A 16,435-nucleotide genomic window follows, 5' to 3' on the forward strand; every position below is an offset into this window, starting at 1 on the left:
ACTACGGTGAGCACGGGTGTGCCTTCCCGACCGACGCGCCAACGTCGGCCTTATCTCGAAACCATGATCAGATGATTCGGGAAGGTACACCCCTTCCCGTCAGATCCACAGGTTTCGATCATTGCTCGCGTGATGACCGTGGTGTGGTGTTCGGGGTCCGAAGAATCGATGTTGTGGCCTGTGAGATGCGAACGTCCCACGTGACCTCGGGATCCGGATTCAGCCAGTCCCGCGGCACCTTGATGGTCGCGCACCGGACGTTGGACCGGAGCGCACATCTCGCTAACCGCGCGGCAGCACAGCCGCGGCGATGATGACATTGTTGACGATGGTCGCCGTGACGGTGCGAGCGACAGCCTCCGCGGCAGCGCCCGCTCCCCAGTTCCCGTTCTTGAACTCCTCGGCGCGGGCGATCACCGGAGACGTCCACGGGATGTCGCGGTCGAACTGCGGCAGGGTTCCGCTCCCGTAGATGAGCGCGGCGAGCGCCGCGACGCGGGCCGTCGGCTCCGCACCGTCGACGAGCACGGCGCGAACGTCGGTGAGCAGGCTGTCGCGGCGCCCGCTGTCGCCTCCCTCAAGCACCTGGGCGTTGAACAGGCCGAGCGCCTTGCGCGTGCTCCGCCGGAGCTCCCCGCGCCCGACGAGTCGATCCAGCAGCGGTTCACGCAGGGTCGGCCCCATCGCGGCAAGGACGGTCTGCACTCCCCGAGGCCTGTGGGCGACGTACTCCCAACTGGCACGGAGGAGGTGATCCGAGGGCGGGTTGTCAGCGACGGCCTCCACTGTCACGGTTCCCATCCGTCCGGTGCCGCTCCGGACGTGGCCCCCGCGCGCGAGGTCGGCGAGCACCGCCCCCGCGAGCACGTAATAAAGCGTGCTCTCCCCGGGCGATGCTTCCAGCACCGGACGGCCTGGTTTCAGCAAAAACCGTGTTCCAGGAACACGGTCAAGCTCCGCGGGGAGCGCGTCCCTCGTCCGCCTGTCCGCTCTGCTCCCGAAGGGCGCGCACCTGGTCGTTCGCGAGGGTGTTGGCACGGACGAGCACGTCCAACTGGGCCGGGTTGTACAGATCCACCACGCTGTCCACGATCGTCCGCGCCGTGACGTGCGGGCTCTTGGACAGGTGCGCAGCAGGATCGCTCAACCACGGATAGTCGATGAAATGCTGCGCGAGAGTCCGAGCGAGCCTCTCGACCAGGCGCTGCCGCGTGTCCTCATCCGCGTCGGCCGGCAACCGATCGATGTCGGCGCCGACGCCGTCGGTGTCAGCCTCCACCATCTTCTGAACGTCCGCCAAGGCGTCCTGGTCGTATAGCTGCGCGTAGATGTGGATCATCGAACTGTCCACCTCCGACAGTCGAGATGCCACCGTTGTACCGGCGCTCGGGCTCGTCGAGCAGTCCGAGACGGTGGTAGTGGCGGATCGTGTTCACTGTCGTTCCCGCCAGTCCGGCGAGCTCGCGCGTGCTCCACGGCATGTCATGTCCCTCCCGCGCTCACAACACACATAAGGACCCCTCAACGCCAGTTCGGCATCCCCTATGCCACGGCCGACACCGCCGGGCGGGGTTCCACGGGCCCGCGGGGGTGTGCGCGCGGTCAGCCCATCGAGATGAGGATGGGCGCGACGTATCGCCCGCGGTCGCCCGGATGCCGGTGGGCGCCGTAGACCATCGTCGGCAGGGCCGCGGGTCCCTCAGCGGGCCCCAGCCCGGTGAGCCACGGACGCAGGCCCGGGTAGGCGTCCAGCAGGTCGATCCGCATATCGCGGTCGGCGCCGTGAACGGCGGCCCGGATGAGCTCGCGGGCGGCTTCCTCAGAAGGCGCGACCACGGGGCCGATGACACGATGAGGGCCGGCGTTCCAGGCCACGGCGAAGCCGCCGTCGGTGACGATCGTGCGCTCGGCCATGGCCAGCAGCGCCGTCAGCGCCTTGCTCCGGTCGGCCCCGGTGGCCTCGGCGTCCAGGTCGAGGAGCGCGGCGTGGTCGTCCGGTGTGGCCACGCGGACCGCGGACGTCCACGCCGCCCCCTGCATCGGCCCCATGGCGATCGTCAGGCTACCCGTCGGCCGGAAGCCCAGCCGCTCGTATACGGGGCGTCCGAAGCGGGTCGCGGTCAGCTCCACGATGCGGTCCCCGGCGACCTCCAGGGCATGCTCCACCAGCCGGGTGCCGAGCCCCTGCCTGCCGTACCTGCCGGCGACCAGCATCATGCCGACGCCGGCCAGCGTGTCGCCGTAACGGGTCACCACGACGCACCCGGCTAAGCCGTCGCCGTCGGCCGCGTCGACACCGTAGACCTCGCCCGCCTCGAACATCAACCGCCATTTGGCCTCGTCGGTGGACCAGTCGCGATCGCCTTCGAGCCGCCGGCACAGGGGCAGGTGCTCGGGACCGAGAAGTCGAATATCGCTCATAGACGCGGATTCTGGCACACGCCAGGATTGTCGTTGATCTTTGAGATGCTGCGGCAGCGTGCATCGCCGGGACGGGCGCTCCGCTGCTCGCTGTCGTCGAATGCGTCAACCAAGCCATGGCCGGCTTGTCGTGCGAAGGAGAGCCGACGCATGTCGACATGGTGAGGTCAGTCCGGTGGTGGTGGTCGCGGTTCTCATGGTCTGGAGAGGTGATGTGGTGTTAGAGGGTGTGGACGAGGTGCCGTGGGGGCGGCTCGGGTACTGGCCTGGAGGTTCGGCCGCGGTGCCCGGCCTGCTGCGGGAGCTCGCGGCGGTGCCGCCGGGGTCGTCGGAGGAGTCGCCGGTGTGGCGGCTGCGGGACGGGCTGTTCCAAGGAATGAGCACGCCCGGCGAGGTGTACGACGCGGCCCCGTACCTGGTGCCGTACCTGCTGGAAGTCGTGAAGATCGCGCGGCAGCCCCACCGAGGACTGGTCGTGGACCTGATGACCGACATCGCGTTGGCTCAGCCGCACCGTGACGTGTCCTGGGATCCCGCCGCCGGACCCGAGCCCGACCACGCGGCGCTCGCACGGGCGGCCATGACCGCCGACGTCGACACGATCGCGCGGTGGCTGAACGATGCCTCCCCGAAGATCGTGGCGGGGACGGCGCGCTTGCTCGCTCTCTTGCCCGAGGCCGCAACGAGGAGTTTGCCCGCGTTGCGCGCGCGGGCCGAGAAGGGGGTGAGGCGGGCAGGCGATGCCGGAGCGGTGACCTGTGTGCTGGCCGTGGCGTGGCTGGCGGCGGCCGATCACGCGGAGTGGTTCGCCCGTCTGCGCCGTGCCACCACCGCGCACCGTGATCTGCGCGCCATGGCCGTGGTGGGGCTCGCGCTGGCCTCCCCGGCGGCGGAACCGGACAGTGACGCCGCGGTCGCGCTGCTGGCCGACGCACAAGCCGACCCCGCATCGACGTTCGGGCGCCTCCGATGGCACGGCGACGGCGTCATGCCCGCCGGTTCGGCTCTGCGGCGTGCCGAGCACTGGCAGCGGGCAGTGGCCCGGGATCTGCTGGCCCGTCCGGGGCTGCAGAGGATCGACCGGGCTCTCCACGGTGCACGCGAGGCGATCGAACATTGGCGCGCCGCGCCGACCGAGTTGCTGCCCATGGTCGCCGACCGCGTGCGTGACCTGGTCTCGGCTCCCTCGTCAGTACGGCGCAGGCGCAAGCTCGGCCAGCAGGACCCGCTGGTGAGCGCGGTCGAGCTGATCGCCCACTCGGGGCGGGCAGCCGCCGGTCACGCCGACCTGCTGGCCGAGCTGCTGACCGGAGACCCCGCCGAGCCGTGGCCGGACGTGGCCGGTCCCGCAGTGGAAGGGCTGGCCCGGCTCGGTGACGGCCGCTGCGTTCCCTGGCTCGTGGCCGCCTTCCTGGACGAGTACGGCCACGTGAAGCATCTCGACGTCCGCGACACGCTGCCGGCCATGGTGGCGCACTCGGACGCGCTGATACCCGCTCTGCGGACCTACCTCGGATCCCCTCGATACGACAGCCGCGACTGCCTGAACGCGCTGGTCTCGTGGGGACCGGCGGCCGCACCGCTGGCACCGGCGGTCGCCGCCCACGTGTCCCTGGCGTACCTGTCCGTCGCGCTGCCACTGTTCGGAGCGATCGGCCCGGGTGCCATCGACGTCGAACCGCAGGTGCGGGCCTTGCTCGACGAGGGCGACCGGGCCGAGGCTGCCTGGGCGCTGTGGCGGATCACCGGCGAGCCGGGACAGGCCCCGGCGCTGCTCACCGAGCACCTCGCACGCTACGGCGGCCATGCCGCCCACGACACCGCGCCGATGCTCGAACAACTCGGCCCCGCCGCCGCAGCCGCCGTCCCGGTCCTGCGCGAACACCTCCACGACCCGGAGCATGGCCATCTGTACGACCGGGTGGCGATCGCTCGAGCGCTGTGGGCGATCACGGGCGACGGCGAAGGACTCGTCACACCGCTGCTCGATGCCATCACGGCCAGGCCACTGCCCGGGTGGGGAGGGCGGAGGCCCGCCTCAGAACTGCTCGCGGTGCAGGCACTGGGCATGATGGGCCCAGTGGCCTCCGCAGCCGTACCCGCGCTGGAAGCCATCGCTCACGGCCGTGCCCGGGTGACAGAACGCGCCGTCCGGGCCGACGAGCGCTACCAGCGCGCCGCCCAGCGTGCGCTGTCCATCGTTGACAAGCAGCCTCCCTCGAGCACCCGACCGGGTCAGTGAGCACTTCGAGCGGCTCACGTTCGCGCAGCCGGGCCGCCGCCGATCTCTGACCGACGCGGTGCTGGGCCGCAGGACACCTCGCGTGGTCGCCAGCACCGTCGTCTGCGTCACCTCCCACGAGGACGACCGCCGGGCGTGGGTGAACGAGAACTTCGGGATGGTCGGGCAGCTGCCCGTCTACCGTGCCATGCTCGACCGCGGCCATGCCGCCGGCCCGCAGGACACGGTGGTCATCGGCGACGAGACCGTCGTCGAACGCCAGATCCGCCAGTTGTTCGACGCCGGCGCGACCGAGCTCTTGGCGGTGACCCTCGGATCCGAGGAGGAACAGGCCCGGACCACCGCGCTTCTGGCCGATCTGGCCGGATAGACCGCCGGACCACCTCACCGGTCCTCGGCAGCTGTCTCGCCGGACGCGGTGTACCACTGGGAGCAGGACGCACTGGTCGTCGCCCGTAACCGGGGCATGTTGCCCACCGCCGCCTCGCGGGCCATCTTCTCGATGGCCCACGACGCGATGCCCGAGCACCGCGACCGGCTGGCCGCGGGCGGCACGCTGCTGGACATCGGCAGTTGCGTCGGCGGAGCCCTGCTGACGATGTTCCCTGAGCTGCGCGCAGTCGGTGTCGAGCGAGCCGGCGACCTTGTCAAGGAACTGCGAGAGCGGGCCGACTGCGGCAGCACGCCGCCTACTACATGCTGCGCCTTCCGCAACCGCTACGACCAGACCCCGATCGGCTACGCCGCGACCGCCGCTCGAGAAGCAGACGTCGCTTGAGTGTGCCGGGCCGGCGCCGAAGGCGCTTGAGCCGGTTGCGAACGACGGTGCCCTGCCGCCACCCGCCCGCCCTTCATCCTGCCCGTCCTCCCGAATCACCCGAGCTCAGATGCCTGGTGTTCGCGTGCGTCGAAGTTGTCGCGGGCGCGTTCGATGGCGGGCATGTGTCGTGTGGCCCAGTCCAGCAGGACGTCGACGGGGTGACGCAGGGTCTTGCCCAGGGGGGTGATCCGGTAGGTGACCGCCACCGGGCGGGTGGAGGTGACCTGGCGTTCGACCACGCCGTTGCGTTCGAGCCGCCGGAGGGTGGCGGTCAGTGACTTCTGGGTGACCGCAGGAAGGGCGCGACGCAGCTCGTTGAAGCGGCAGGGGCGTTCGCACAGCTCGTTGAGCACGCTGAGCGACCACTTGTCGAGCACCTGGTCGAGAAGTTCGCGGTGTGTGGTGCCGATGCGGATCTCATCGCCGGTATCCATGCCGAAACCTGGTCTCGTTGAAGTGTCCTTTTGACACTAAGTATCTTATCGATACCTCAGGCGAGAAGGAGCCACACAACCATGACCGTTCAGTACCTCACGCCCGAAGACATGCTTCAGCCCACCCCGTACCATCACGTGGCCGTGGGCACCGGGACCCGGCACGTGCACGTCAGCGGTCAGGTCGCCCGCCGGCCCGACGGCGCCCCCGTGGCTCCCGGGGATCTGGCCGGCCAGGTTGCCCACGCCCTCCGCAACACCGCCAAGGGCCTGGCCGGCGCAGGAGCCACCTTCCAGGACGTGCTGCGCCTGACGTTCTACGTCACCCGGTGGAGCCCGGACAATATCGGCGACTTCATGGCCGGCGTGGAGGCCGTCGCCGGCGAGATCGGGCTTGAGCTGCCGATACCTCCGGCGTCCCTCATCGGCGTCGACCGCCTGTTCGAGGACGACGTCCTCGTCGAAGTCGAAGCCACCGCGCTTCTCGACTGACCTCGACCTCGTACACCTCCCAGCCGCTGGACACGTGCCGGGACGCCGGCAGGCTCAGCGGCCCGGCACGTCGGCGCGCAGCCGCTGGAGAACGGGCACCACGATGGCTCAGGGACGCACCTTCAAACGCTGTTCCTGCCGGGACAGCGAGGGCAGGACGCGGGGGCAGCGATTGCCCCAAGCTGCGCCCCAGCGGCGGGTGGAGCTAGCGGCACGGCATCTGGCACTACCAGATCGAACTCCCGCCCACCCCGGACGGTAAGCGGCGCGAGCCGCCGCGTCGCGGAGGGTTCGACTGGTACGGCTCGTCCCCCGACAGCAGCTAACTACTCGTGTCCGTCCTCACCGAGGCCCAGTCGCCCACGTCCACGCCGCGCCGGAGGGCGGGCCCGTGTGCGCTGCGCGGTTTCAAGGGCGCCGACGTGGTGGAGTCCGAGGGGGTACGGCTGGCGGCCTCGGTGTCGCTGTTCCTGGCGGCCGGCAAGGTGAGCGACCACGTGGCGGACGGGGACGGCGTGTACGCCCGCCGCCCGGTGGCCGCCGGCGCCACCCGCCTGGCGGGCCGTCGCCCGTGAGGCGGTCCCGTTCCCGCGCGCAGCGGTACGGCGGCGACTGCCGGGCGCGTGCTAAATTGGCCGCATGACCAACTTGGCCGAACGACCAAATTCGGCGCGTGGCGACCGGCGGCGCGAGCAACTGGTGGAGACCGGCCTCGCGCTCCTGAGCGAGCACGGGTGGCCCGGCGTCACGGCGCGCGCCGTGGCCGAGCGCGCCGGCACCAATCCCGGCCTGATCCACTACCACTTCGGCGGCCTGCCCGGCCTGCACGCGGCGATCTTCCGGCGCGGCACCGACCTTCTCGTCAAACCGCTCGTCGACGAGTTGCTGGCCGCCGGGGACGAGCGGGCCGCGCTGGACTCGATCCGCACCCTGCTGCCGCGGACCACCGACGACGAGCCCGCGTCCCGGCTGGCCGCCGAGCTGATCATCGGCGCGACCCGCGACGCCGTGCTCGGCGCCGTGCTCCGCGACGAGCTCCGCCAGGTCCGGCAGCAGATCGCCGACCAGCTGCGCGCGCTCCACCCGGGCTGGTCGGCCGGCCAGGCGCTCGGGGTCGCCACGCTGACCGTTGCCGCGATCGACGGGCTGATGCTGCACTGCATGATCGACGGCGACCTGCCCACCAGCGAGGCGCTGGACGTGGCGGAGCGCCTGCTCCCCGAGGAGGAGACGTGAGCGTCCTCATCAGCGGGGCCGGGATCGCCGGGCTCACGCTGGCCTACTGGCTGCGACGTCGCGGCATTGAGCCGGTGGTCGTGGAGCACGCGCCCCACGGCCGCCTGGGCGGCTACGGCGTCGACTTCTTCGGCACCGGCTACGACGTGGCCGCCCGCATGGGCATCCTCGACCGGCTGACCCCGCACCGGCTGCCCGTCGACACGGTCGAGTTCGTCGACGCCTCCGGCCGGTCCTCGTCCCGGTTGTCGGCCGGCCTGCTGGAGCGGGTCATCCGGGGGCCGCACCTGCCGCTGATGCACACCACACTGGAAGGCGCCCTGCTCGACGCCGTCGCCGGCGAGGTGGAGATCCGCTTCGCCGACAGCGTCGCCGAGGTCCGCGACACCGGCGACGCGGTCGAGGTCGGCTTCGCCGGTGGCGCCGGCGGGCGGTTCGACCTGCTCGTGGGGGCCGACGGCATCCACTCGCGGACGCGGGAGCTCGTGTTCGGCGCGGAGTCGCGGTTCGTCCGCCCTCTCGGCACCCGCCTGGCCTCTTACCCGGTGCCCGACCGCTACGGCTGGGGCCGCGTGCGCGCCCACTACACCGAGCCCGGCCGCCAGGTCGTCGTCTATCCCGGCGGCGAGCCCGGCACGCTGGTCGCCCTGCTGCTGTTCCGCTCGCCGCAGGGCGGGAGCGTTCCGCGTGACCAGCGGACAGGCCTGCTGCGGGAGCGCTTCGCCGGGGCGGGCTGGCTCACTCCGTCGCTGCTGGCCGACGCGCCCGCCGGGGAGTCGATCTTCATGGATGCGATGGCCCAGGTCGTCATGCCCGCCTGGCACCGTGGCCGGGTCGTCCTGATAGGCGACGCTTGCGGCTGCATGACCATGGTGTCGGCCCAGGGCGTGTCCATGGCGATGGCCGGGGCGTACGCGCTGGCCGAGGCGCTGGCGGCCGAGCCAGGCCACGAGCGCGCGTTCGCCCGGTACGAGGCCCGGATGCGACCCGAGGTGCGGCGACGCCAGCGCAACGCGCTCCTGTTCGCCCGCATGCTGCTGCCCTCCGGCCGGGCCGGGCTGGCCGTGCAGGGCCTGGCCAACCGGATCATCACCCGACAGACGTTCGCGCCCGTGCTGCGCAGGCAGTTCGGCGCGGGGAGCATCCTGCCGCCCGCGACAACAGGAGGAAGCTGAGATCAGAGATCGTCAGAAGGCCGCAGCGCCGACCGGGCTGCGCCGCAAACTGTGGCGCCTGCCCAGCCCGCTCCACCGGCCGGGCCTGGGCGCCCTGCTGGCCGCCGTATCATGCTGCTCACCCACACCGGCAGGGTTTCCGGCCTGCCCCGCCAGTCCGTCATCGAGGTCGTCGAGCACGGCTACGTGGCCGCCTCCGGGTTCGACGTCAAGGCCGCAACGTCATGGCCTCCCTGAGGTGACGAACGCGCTGGAGGCATGGCCGAGGAACCTCGCAAGCAGCCCAGGAGGATGTGAAGACCGTCAGCCCTCCCGCAGGTCACGCCGCTGGAAGGCGACGGTCCCCACCGACAGGAGCACTGACGTGAGCGCGCCGAGCCACAGCAACGGACCGACATCCAAGGGTTGGCTCAGCGCCTGCGGGACGTGTGCGAAGGGCGACAGGTTCCTGACCCGGTCGTCCAGTTGGAGTAGCTCGCCGAGCTGGCCGAGCAGGGCGAAGGCCACCAAGGCCGCCCACGCCAGAGCGGTCAGGCGGGGCAACAACCCGAACAGGAGCATCGCGATGCCCGCCAGGGTCCACGTAGCCGGCACCTGGACCAGCGCCGCACCGAGCAGGCGCATGGCCTGACGGGCCGGCTCGCCGATCCGCAGGCCGTGTGCGAGCCCGGCCGCCAGTCCGCCCGCGGTGATGATCACAACGCTGCCGCCGAGCGCGCGCAGGAGGAAGGCCAGGCCGAGCGCCGCGGCGGCGAGGGCGTTGGTGGTTCGCGCATGAGTGGTGAGCTGGGCGGGGGTCATGGTGCTGGGCGGGCGGGTAGAACTCGATCTCCTGGTAGAACGGCAGCTCCTGGTGCACGCCGTACAGGTGACCGGTTTCCAGGTCGGCGGACTTGAAGTGGAAGCCGAGGTCCAGCATCGCCTGCAGGATGCGCAGTTGAGAGGGCAGCGGCTCGACCGCGACCTCGTCCAGGTCGCCCTTGTCGACGGCCTTGGCGATGGCCAGCTCGGTGCGCACGCCCAGTGCCATGCCGGTCAGGCGCTGGCCGCCGATCTCGCTGATCGGGATCAAGGCGAGGGCCGGGTTCCGGCGGTGAGGTGAATCTTCCCTGGGGGTTGCCCCGAAAGGAGGTGGTTGAGCCGGAAGTACGACGTTTGCTCTCGAGGTCAGGGCCTGAGGGCGGTCCTGGTGGCCATGACCGTGCCCGTAGCGGGAGCGCTGTCGGCGGTGGCGGTCAGGTGGGGCTGGTGGCTGGTGGTGGGTGACCGCCGTTGGCCGGTGATGCTTTGCTGATTGGTTTCGCCGCGGCGCCGGTGGAAGAGGCGGAGGCGGGAGGTTCGCGCGTAAGTAGTTGATCCAGTTTGGCGTTCACGGCGGCCAGTTCCTGCTTGACCTCCTGCAGTTCTGCCTGGGTCTGCGCTTCGACCGGGGATGGCTCGTTCTCGTGCATGGCGTTGACCACGACCGCGATGAAGAGGTTCAGCGCAACGAAGGTGGACATCAGGATGTAGACGATGAAGAAGATCCACGCCCACGGCTTGTGGTCCATCACCTCCTTCGCGATGGTGCCCCACTCGTCACCGGTCATGATCTGGAACAGGGTGAACAGCGAGCGCGGCAACGCGTCGAAACGCTCGGGCACGACCTCGCCGAACAGGATGGTGGCGATCACTGCCGCAATGTAGATCATCAGAGCGAGCAGGCCGATGATGGAGGCCATCCCGGGCACTGCGGCCAGCAGGGTGCCGACCACACGCCGCATGCTCGGCACCGCCGACACCAGTCGCAGTGCCCGCAGGATTCGCAGAGCGCGCAGCACCGAGGCCGGGCCGGAGGCGGGCACCAGCGCGATGGCGACGATGACGGTGTCGAACCAGTTCCACGGGTCGGTGAAGAAGGTGCGGCGATAGGCATACAACCGGGCGGCGATCTCGGTGGCGAAGACGGCCAGCGCGATCCGGTCGACGGCGTGCAGCACGCCGCCGGCGCGCTCCATCAGATAGGAACTGGTCTCCATGCCGATGGTGACGCTGTTGATCACGATGATGGCAATGATCGTCCGCTGTACGAGCCGGTGTTCCAGGACGGCGCGAACGCGTTGTTGTCCCGTCAACTGCGGTAGCTCCCCTGCTCTAAGGACCACGATCCATGATCACCGTAGGCGTGGGTGGGAGGGGCCGATAGCGGGGTAGCCGTGAGGCATCGACACATCCGGCACTTTGCGGACTCCTCACCCGTTACCTGGGATGATGTGCCCCGGTTGCGGCTGGCGTGCGCCGATCAGCTGACGTCCGTCCAGCGCAGGCGGGCGGGCCTGCCCGCCTGCACCGCTCACATCGGTCGCCCGCTGGTCAAGGACACGAAGGGAATGGTGGTGGCGTCCGTGTCAACGGACCCGAGCAGGCCGATCACGTACAGCTTCCGCGCGCGCGGGCAGCGATGCCCGGCCCGTGAGCGACGGCAATGCCGGAGGTGGGAGCGATGAGCGTGGCGCTCGGCCTGCTGGCCATCCTCCTGCTCACGTTGGCTACCGGCTACTTCGTCGCGCAGGAGTTCGCCTACGTCAGCGCCGACCGGATTGCCCTGTCACAGCAGGCCGCCGCAGGCGACAAGAAGGCAGTCAAGGCCGTTGAGGTGATGGAGCGGCTGTCGTTCATGTTGTCCGGCGCGCAGCTAGGCATCACCGTCACCGCGCTGGTGGTCGGCTTCATCGCCAGACCCGCTCTGGCCGAGATCATCGCCCCCGCGCTGACGGCGTTCGGCATGCCGCAAGGAGCGGTGGATGCGGTGGCGCTGGTGATCGGCTTCGCCCTGGCCACCATCATCCAGATGGTGCTCGGCGAGCTGGCCCCCAAGAACCTTGCCCTGGCCCGGCCCGAGCCCCTGGCCCGGGCGCTGGCCTCCTCCACCTTGATCTATCTCAAGGTCGCCGGGCCTGTCATCAAGCTTTTCGACACCGCGGCCAACAAGCTGCTGCGAGCCGTCGGCATCGAACCGGTCGAAGAGCTGCACCACGGCGCAACCCTGGAAGAGCTCGGCCACATCATCGGCGAGTCCGAGGCCCACGGCCACCTGCCCGGCAGCCAGGCCGACGTACTGGAACGCGCCCTGGCCTTCTCCGAGCACACCGCCGAAGAAGTCATGGTGCCGCGCGTGGAGGTGATCGCCGTCGCCGCCTCGGCCACCGTCGCCGAGCTGGACGAGCTCGTCGCCACGCATGGCCACACCCACTACCCGGTGCTCGGCGCCACTCTGAACGATGTGGTGGGGGTGGTCAGCCTGCGCGATGTAGCCGCCGTACCGCCCGCGGAGGCGGCCACCACCCGCATGGCCGAGATCACCCGTCACGTGCTGATCGTGCCGTTCTCGGTGTCCCTGCCGGATCTAGCCGGCCAGCTGCACGACCGAGGTGAGGAAGTGGCCTGCGTGGTCGACGAGCACGGCGGCCTGGCCGGCCTGGTCACCTGGGAAGATGTGGCCGAAGAACTGGTGGGTGAGATCGCCGACGAGAACGACGCCGAGGCGCCGCGCGTGCTCCGGCGCGGCGACGAATGGGAGCTGGACGCCGCCTTGCGCATCGACGAGATCGCTTTGGAGACCGATCTGCACCTGCCGGACGAAGACGAGTACGACACTCTTGCCGGGCTCATCCTGCACCGGCTCGGCCGCTTCGCCGTCCCCGGCGACGTCATCACCGCCGATCTTCCGGCAACCCTCGATCCCCACGCGCCCACACAAACGCGGATCGAAGTGTTGACGCTGGACAGACACGTCCCTGAACGCGTCCGCCTCACCCCCCATCGGCCCGACAGCCCTGATCCCAACGGTCGAGACGGCCACGATGGCGAGGAGCAGCCGTGAACCTGTCCATCGGCCTGGCTCTGACCCTTGTCTTGCTGGTCGGCAACGGCTTCTTCGTCGCGGCCGAGTTCGCTCTGGTCGCCGCCAAGCGCCACCGATTGGAGAAGGCCGCCGCCCAGGGCAGCAGGGCCGCCGCTGCGGCACTGTCAGGGATCAAGGAACTGTCGCTGATGCTGGCCGGCGCCCAGCTCGGCATCACGCTGTGCTCGCTCGGCCTGGGCGTGGTCTCCGAGCCGCTGATCGCCGGGACGCTCACCCCGCTCTTCCACGCCGTCGGACTCCCGGAGGCCGCCGCGCATGCGGTCGCGTTCGTCATCGCGCTGGCCATCGTGACATTCCTGCACATGGTGCTGGGCGAGATGGCGCCGAAATCCTGGGCGATCGCCCACCCCGAACGCTCGGCGACCCTGCTGGCGCTGCCGTTCCGCGGCTTCACCCTGCTCGTGCGCCCGCTGATCAGCGTTCTGAACGCCGTCAGCAACGGGCTCCTGCGGCTGGTCAAGGTGCACCCGCGCGAGGAAGGCGCCAACCCGCGCACCCCGGAGCAGCTGCAGCACCTGGTAGCCGAATCCCGCCGGCTCGGCCTGATCGAAGCCGACGATCACGCCGTGCTCAGCCAGGCCCTGCGCGCCCCAGGCGCCGACATCACCGCGCTGATCATTCCGCCGGAGCGGATCGACACGGTGCCCGCCACCGCCACCAGCCAAGAGGTGATCGATGCCTGCCTGCGCGTCCAACGCTCACGCCTGATCGTCGGCACCCCCACCGACCCGGTAGGCGTCGTGCACATTCGGGACGCCTACCTCGCACGCCGCCGCGACACCGCCACCGCTGCCGGGGGCCTCGCCTACCGAATTCCCACTCTGCCCGCTGTCGCCTCCGTCTCCGACGCGGTCACCCAACTGCGCGCCGCCCGTAGCCAGATCGCCCTCATCCGCGCCGACGACGGCACCACCGCAGGCATCGTCAGCCTCGACGACCTGCTCACCACCCTGCTCGTTCCCACGTGAGCACGCGCTGCCCTGCCGCCATGCGCCTGTCCCCAACTGACGGAAGTGAGATCAGAACGCCAGCAGACTCATAGCGTTCAACAACCACGCCAGCACGGCGGGAAGGCAGGTCAGCACCCGCCCGGATCCACCCTCAAGGCAGGTTCAACGGCGGAGCCTGCCTCCACAGTGATGACCCCTAAGCCACCGCTTGCCGGGCTCGTCCAAACCCGACGCCACCGACGCCGCGGACGAGATCAGCGGCAGCTTGGCGGCGGCGTGGAACAACGCGGCCGCCCCTGCGGCCCCGCTTGCCGGCACCTCGGGAATCGCCGGTGCCGTCCGTGGCAGGACAGCCAGGAGCCGACCTGCTTCCGGGTGCCTGCTGCCCCCGACTCCTTCATGGAGGTCGCCGCCCATCATGTCCAGCAGGACATACCGAGCGTCAATTACCCCATAGCGGTCAAGCGCCGCAAGCGCGTAGTCGACCGCCCGCCACACCCGATCCCCTTCAACCTCCGCATCCAGCCACCAGCGGGCATGCGGCCCCAACAGAGGAAGGTCACGCACCGCCTGCCACAACACCTCGGCATCACCGCGCTCAGCCACGACCTCTACAACACTGAGCCGTCCGGCAGGGGACGCCTCAGCCGCAGCTCGCAACAGTTCGGGGAGCCGATCAACCATCCTGCGTGAGCCCGGTACGAGATCCTCGATCCGCCACCGCCGCAGCAGCTCCGGCACCTCCTCCGCCGGGGCTGTAGCGATCCGGTGCAGTACCTCAGCCGCGCTCAGGTCCCCGGTGATCGGCAGCGGCAACCCCTCCGCCAGCTCTTTGCGAGTGTGTTCGCCTAGCTCCGTGACCACCAACCGGTCGTCGACTGCTGCGCGCATGCGCCTGCCTGGGCATCAAGCTGATCCACTCCACCCCGCACCGCCCGCGGGGCAAGGGCAAGATCGAAAGGTTTTGGCGCTTCTGGTAATCGCCGCGTACTCGAGGCCGGACAAGCTGGAGGCGGGCCGGCAGCCGGACCGCGCTCCCCGAACCGGCCGGTAACCGCGTTGTCCCTGCTCAGGAGCTCTCGCTGCTCAGAGCAGATCTGCCCCAGGCAGATCGTGTCGACGCCGGTCCGGATCGCCTCGCAAGATGGACGCATGAGCGAAGAATCGAAACTTCCGCTATTCAACCCACAAATGAGACGCGAACTCTATGAGCAGCGTGTTCTCGTTCTCGACGGCCCTCTCGACGACGAAAATGGCACACTGCTGGCCACCCAGCTGATGGCACTCGCCACGCAGGATGCGTCGTCCGATATCGCCTTGTGGATTCATTCCCCAGGTGGCTCGGTCCCGTCGATGCTTGCGATCCGCGACATCATGTGCCTCATTCCCTGTGACGTATCGACCCTCGTCCTGGGGATCGCTTACAGTGCCGGGCAGTTCTTGCTGTCCTCGGGGGCCCGTGGGAAGCGCCGCGCTCTACCGCACTCACGAGTCCTGATGCACCAGGGCTCGGCGGGAATCGGTGGCACCGCGGTCGACATCGAACTGCAGGCCGGCGACCTTCGGCATACGCGCGACACGGTGCTCGGTCTGATTGCCGAGGACACAGGTCAGCCTGTCGAGCGCATATTCGAGGATTCGCTGCACGATCGTTGGTACACGGCACAGGAAGCACTGGACTACGGCTTCATCGACGCCATCGTGCAGAACTTCGACGAAATCGCGCCACAAAACCGCCCACGGCTCGGATTCGGCATCACCCAAGGAGTCGGCCAGTGACCACATATACGATCCCGAACGTCATCGCCTCGAACCCTCGTGGCGAGCGGATCATGGATGTCTACTCGCACCTGCTCACCGAGCGGATCGTCTACCTGGGCACCGCAATCGACGCGGGCGTCGCGAATGCTCTCATCGCGCAGCTGATTTTTCTGGAATCAGACAACCCCGAGGCGGAGATCCAGTTTTATATCAACTGCGAAGGCGGAGACCCGAGCGCGATGCTCGCGATCTACGACACTATGCGCCATATCCGCCCGCGGGTTTCGACGACCTGTGTGGGACAGGCCGTCGCGGTGGGTGCCGTACTTCTCGCCGCGGGCGCCGAAGGCAAACGTGCCGCTCTCCCACACGCACGGATCATCCTGCACCAGCCGGCAGCCCAGGGGCGCGGAGCGATCCCCGATCTCATCTTGCAGGCCGACGAGGTCGTACGTGTCCGGGCGGACATCGAGCGCATACTTTCACGGCACACCGGCCAGACGGTCGAGACCCTGCGCGCCGACACCGATCACGATCGCGTGTTCACCGCTACCGCGGCCTTGGAGTACGGGCTCCTCGATCAGATCATCGAGGAGCGTTCATAGGCCCGTGGACAACCCCGGCAAGCCGCGCTACGCGGCCAGAGCATACGCCGCCGAGCAGGTGGCACCTCTCGACGCGCCCTGCTGAGCAGGCCGCAAACTCTCGGCAACGGCAAGGGTCAGATCGACCAGGGTCACATCCAGCGCGCCGGCGACCGCGGCGATCATTTCGCTCGACGGCTCCTTGACGCCTCGTTCGATCTCGGAGAGATATTGCGGCGAGACTCCGGCGCGGCTTGCCGTCTCGCTCAACTTCTCGCCCCGCTCATGGCGAAGCCCTCTCAAGCACTCACCGAGCACCTGCCGCCACAGCGGCTCGCGAGCCGGAGACGGCTCGGGGGCGGTCCGATTGATCGCTAGACGCGACGGCATGGATGAGGCCATACCTCACCATAGGT

The 16,435-nt window shown here is 69.5% G+C and carries 21 protein-coding genes and 1 pseudogene; 12 read left to right on the top strand and 10 right to left on the bottom strand.

The window, feature by feature from the left end:
• Window positions 1-282: 282 nt before the first annotated feature.
• The 4 genes from ABGB14_RS49075 to ABGB14_RS49090 all read right to left on the bottom strand — a co-directional run bounded on the left by ABGB14_RS49075 (window position 283) and on the right by ABGB14_RS49090 (window position 2,421).
• Window positions 283-906 (bottom strand): GPP34 family phosphoprotein, encoded by a 624-nt coding sequence (locus ABGB14_RS49075; RefSeq protein WP_347650779.1) that lies wholly within the window; start codon window positions 904-906, stop codon window positions 283-285.
• A 43-nt stretch (window positions 907-949) separates the two neighbouring features.
• Complete coding sequence (locus ABGB14_RS49080) at window positions 950-1,339, bottom strand: hypothetical protein (RefSeq protein ID WP_347650780.1); 390 nt, start codon at window positions 1,337-1,339, stop codon at window positions 950-952.
• The gene (locus tag ABGB14_RS49085) at window positions 1,269-1,481 is read right to left on the bottom strand and encodes a MerR family DNA-binding transcriptional regulator (RefSeq protein WP_347650781.1); all 213 of its coding nucleotides are present in this window, start codon (window positions 1,479-1,481) and stop codon (window positions 1,269-1,271) included. Before ABGB14_RS49085 ends, ABGB14_RS49080 begins: the two co-directional genes overlap by 71 nt.
• 121 nt (window positions 1,482-1,602) lie before the next feature.
• Window positions 1,603-2,421 (bottom strand): GNAT family N-acetyltransferase, encoded by an 819-nt coding sequence (locus ABGB14_RS49090; RefSeq protein ID WP_347650782.1) that lies wholly within the window; start codon window positions 2,419-2,421, stop codon window positions 1,603-1,605.
• 217 nt (window positions 2,422-2,638) lie between these two features.
• Here ABGB14_RS49090 and ABGB14_RS49095 point away from each other — a divergent pair, with 217 nt between their 5' ends.
• From ABGB14_RS49095 to ABGB14_RS49105, 3 genes are all read left to right on the top strand, one after another.
• Window positions 2,639-4,663, top strand: coding sequence for a hypothetical protein (locus ABGB14_RS49095; protein WP_347650783.1), 2,025 nt, complete (start codon window positions 2,639-2,641; stop codon window positions 4,661-4,663).
• 82 nt (window positions 4,664-4,745) lie between these two features.
• Window positions 4,746-5,033, top strand: a complete 288-nt coding sequence (locus ABGB14_RS49100; RefSeq protein WP_347650784.1) for a hypothetical protein — start codon at window positions 4,746-4,748, stop codon at window positions 5,031-5,033.
• 48 nt (window positions 5,034-5,081) lie between these two features.
• Window positions 5,082-5,441, top strand: a complete 360-nt coding sequence (locus ABGB14_RS49105) for a hypothetical protein (protein WP_347650785.1) — start codon at window positions 5,082-5,084, stop codon at window positions 5,439-5,441.
• Window positions 5,442-5,536: 95 nt separating this feature from the next.
• On the opposite strand, the gene ABGB14_RS49110 is transcribed toward ABGB14_RS49105, so the two are convergent.
• Window positions 5,537-5,917 carry a helix-turn-helix domain-containing protein gene (locus ABGB14_RS49110; protein WP_347650786.1) on the bottom strand — a complete coding sequence of 127 codons (381 nt, stop codon included), beginning with the start codon at window positions 5,915-5,917 and terminating at the stop codon, window positions 5,537-5,539.
• 81 nt (window positions 5,918-5,998) lie between these two features.
• Between ABGB14_RS49110 and ABGB14_RS49115 the strand changes: the two genes are divergently transcribed.
• The 5 genes from ABGB14_RS49115 to ABGB14_RS49135 all read left to right on the top strand — a co-directional run bounded on the left by ABGB14_RS49115 (window position 5,999) and on the right by ABGB14_RS49135 (window position 9,057).
• Complete coding sequence (locus tag ABGB14_RS49115) at window positions 5,999-6,409, top strand: Rid family hydrolase (RefSeq protein ID WP_347650787.1); 411 nt, start codon at window positions 5,999-6,001, stop codon at window positions 6,407-6,409.
• Between the two features lie 332 nt (window positions 6,410-6,741).
• A complete protein-coding gene (locus ABGB14_RS49120) occupies window positions 6,742-6,984 on the top strand; it encodes a hypothetical protein (RefSeq protein WP_347650788.1) in 243 nt (80 codons plus the stop codon).
• Between the two features lie 64 nt (window positions 6,985-7,048).
• Complete coding sequence (locus ABGB14_RS49125) at window positions 7,049-7,645, top strand: TetR/AcrR family transcriptional regulator (protein ID WP_347650789.1); 597 nt, start codon at window positions 7,049-7,051, stop codon at window positions 7,643-7,645.
• Window positions 7,642-8,820 carry an FAD-dependent monooxygenase gene (locus tag ABGB14_RS49130; RefSeq protein WP_347650790.1) on the top strand — a complete coding sequence of 393 codons (1,179 nt, stop codon included), beginning with the start codon at window positions 7,642-7,644 and terminating at the stop codon, window positions 8,818-8,820. The genes ABGB14_RS49125 and ABGB14_RS49130 overlap by 4 nt, the downstream gene beginning before the upstream one ends.
• Before the next feature lie 111 nt (window positions 8,821-8,931).
• Window positions 8,932-9,057: a hypothetical protein gene (locus ABGB14_RS49135; RefSeq protein WP_347650791.1), complete on the top strand. Its 126-nt coding sequence runs from the start codon at window positions 8,932-8,934 to the stop codon at window positions 9,055-9,057.
• 66 nt (window positions 9,058-9,123) lie between these two features.
• On the opposite strand, the gene ABGB14_RS49140 is transcribed toward ABGB14_RS49135, so the two are convergent.
• From ABGB14_RS49140 to ABGB14_RS49150, 3 genes and pseudogenes are all read right to left on the bottom strand, one after another.
• A complete protein-coding gene (locus ABGB14_RS49140) occupies window positions 9,124-9,621 on the bottom strand; it encodes a hypothetical protein (RefSeq protein ID WP_347650814.1) in 498 nt (165 codons plus the stop codon).
• A 58-nt stretch (window positions 9,622-9,679) separates the two neighbouring features.
• Window positions 9,680-9,850 (bottom strand): annotated as a pseudogene (locus ABGB14_RS49145) (sporulation protein); the annotation flags it as partial.
• A gap of 205 nt (window positions 9,851-10,055) precedes the next feature.
• The gene (locus ABGB14_RS49150) at window positions 10,056-10,934 is read right to left on the bottom strand and encodes an ion transporter (protein ID WP_347650792.1); all 879 of its coding nucleotides are present in this window, start codon (window positions 10,932-10,934) and stop codon (window positions 10,056-10,058) included.
• Between the two features lie 368 nt (window positions 10,935-11,302).
• Here ABGB14_RS49150 and ABGB14_RS49155 point away from each other — a divergent pair, with 368 nt between their 5' ends.
• Window positions 11,303-12,682: a hemolysin family protein gene (locus ABGB14_RS49155; RefSeq protein ID WP_347650793.1), complete on the top strand. Its 1,380-nt coding sequence runs from the start codon at window positions 11,303-11,305 to the stop codon at window positions 12,680-12,682.
• On the top strand, window positions 12,679-13,692 hold the full coding sequence (locus ABGB14_RS49160) for a hemolysin family protein (protein ID WP_347650795.1): 1,014 nt from the start codon (window positions 12,679-12,681) through the stop codon (window positions 13,690-13,692). Before ABGB14_RS49155 ends, ABGB14_RS49160 begins: the two co-directional genes overlap by 4 nt.
• 144 nt (window positions 13,693-13,836) lie before the next feature.
• Here ABGB14_RS49160 and ABGB14_RS49165 read toward each other — a convergent pair whose 3' ends face one another.
• Entirely contained in the window at window positions 13,837-14,565 is a 729-nt protein-coding gene (locus ABGB14_RS49165; protein ID WP_347650796.1) for a hypothetical protein, read from the bottom strand.
• A 261-nt stretch (window positions 14,566-14,826) separates the two neighbouring features.
• Between ABGB14_RS49165 and ABGB14_RS49170 the strand changes: the two genes are divergently transcribed.
• Together ABGB14_RS49170 and ABGB14_RS49175 are read left to right on the top strand one after the other, a co-directional pair.
• Window positions 14,827-15,453, top strand: coding sequence for an ATP-dependent Clp protease proteolytic subunit (locus ABGB14_RS49170; protein WP_347650798.1), 627 nt, complete (start codon window positions 14,827-14,829; stop codon window positions 15,451-15,453).
• Window positions 15,450-16,040 carry an ATP-dependent Clp protease proteolytic subunit gene (locus ABGB14_RS49175; protein ID WP_185101837.1) on the top strand — a complete coding sequence of 197 codons (591 nt, stop codon included), beginning with the start codon at window positions 15,450-15,452 and terminating at the stop codon, window positions 16,038-16,040. Before ABGB14_RS49170 ends, ABGB14_RS49175 begins: the two co-directional genes overlap by 4 nt.
• A 27-nt stretch (window positions 16,041-16,067) precedes the next feature.
• Here ABGB14_RS49175 and ABGB14_RS49180 read toward each other — a convergent pair whose 3' ends face one another.
• Entirely contained in the window at window positions 16,068-16,421 is a 354-nt protein-coding gene (locus ABGB14_RS49180) for a helix-turn-helix transcriptional regulator (protein WP_347650799.1), read from the bottom strand.
• Between the last annotated feature and the right edge of the window lie 14 nt (window positions 16,422-16,435).

The sequence above is a fragment of the Nonomuraea sp. B10E15 genome (genome assembly GCF_039871615.1).
Lineage (GTDB): Bacteria > Actinomycetota > Actinomycetes > Streptosporangiales > Streptosporangiaceae > Nonomuraea.

Excerpts from the sequence above, each read along its gene's own strand:
- ABGB14_RS49115 (WP_347650787.1), top strand. The coding sequence starts at position 5,999 with ATGACCGTTCAGTACCTCACGCCCGAAGACATGCTTCAGCCCACCCCG.
- ABGB14_RS49140 (WP_347650814.1), bottom strand. The coding sequence starts at position 9,621 with ATGACCCCCGCCCAGCTCACCACTCATGCGCGAACCACCAACGCCCTC.
- ABGB14_RS49170 (WP_347650798.1), top strand. The coding sequence starts at position 14,827 with ATGAGCGAAGAATCGAAACTTCCGCTATTCAACCCACAAATGAGACGC.
- ABGB14_RS49080 (WP_347650780.1), bottom strand. The coding sequence starts at position 1,339 with ATGATCCACATCTACGCGCAGCTATACGACCAGGACGCCTTGGCGGAC.
- ABGB14_RS49085 (WP_347650781.1), bottom strand. The coding sequence starts at position 1,481 with ATGCCGTGGAGCACGCGCGAGCTCGCCGGACTGGCGGGAACGACAGTG.
- ABGB14_RS49110 (WP_347650786.1), bottom strand. The coding sequence starts at position 5,917 with ATGGATACCGGCGATGAGATCCGCATCGGCACCACACACCGCGAACTT.
- ABGB14_RS49165 (WP_347650796.1), bottom strand. The coding sequence starts at position 14,565 with ATGCGCGCAGCAGTCGACGACCGGTTGGTGGTCACGGAGCTAGGCGAA.
- ABGB14_RS49090 (WP_347650782.1), bottom strand. The coding sequence starts at position 2,421 with ATGAGCGATATTCGACTTCTCGGTCCCGAGCACCTGCCCCTGTGCCGG.
- ABGB14_RS49125 (WP_347650789.1), top strand. The coding sequence starts at position 7,049 with ATGACCAACTTGGCCGAACGACCAAATTCGGCGCGTGGCGACCGGCGG.
- ABGB14_RS49180 (WP_347650799.1), bottom strand. The coding sequence starts at position 16,421 with ATGGCCTCATCCATGCCGTCGCGTCTAGCGATCAATCGGACCGCCCCC.
- ABGB14_RS49135 (WP_347650791.1), top strand. The coding sequence starts at position 8,932 with ATGCTGCTCACCCACACCGGCAGGGTTTCCGGCCTGCCCCGCCAGTCC.
- ABGB14_RS49155 (WP_347650793.1), top strand. The coding sequence starts at position 11,303 with ATGAGCGTGGCGCTCGGCCTGCTGGCCATCCTCCTGCTCACGTTGGCT.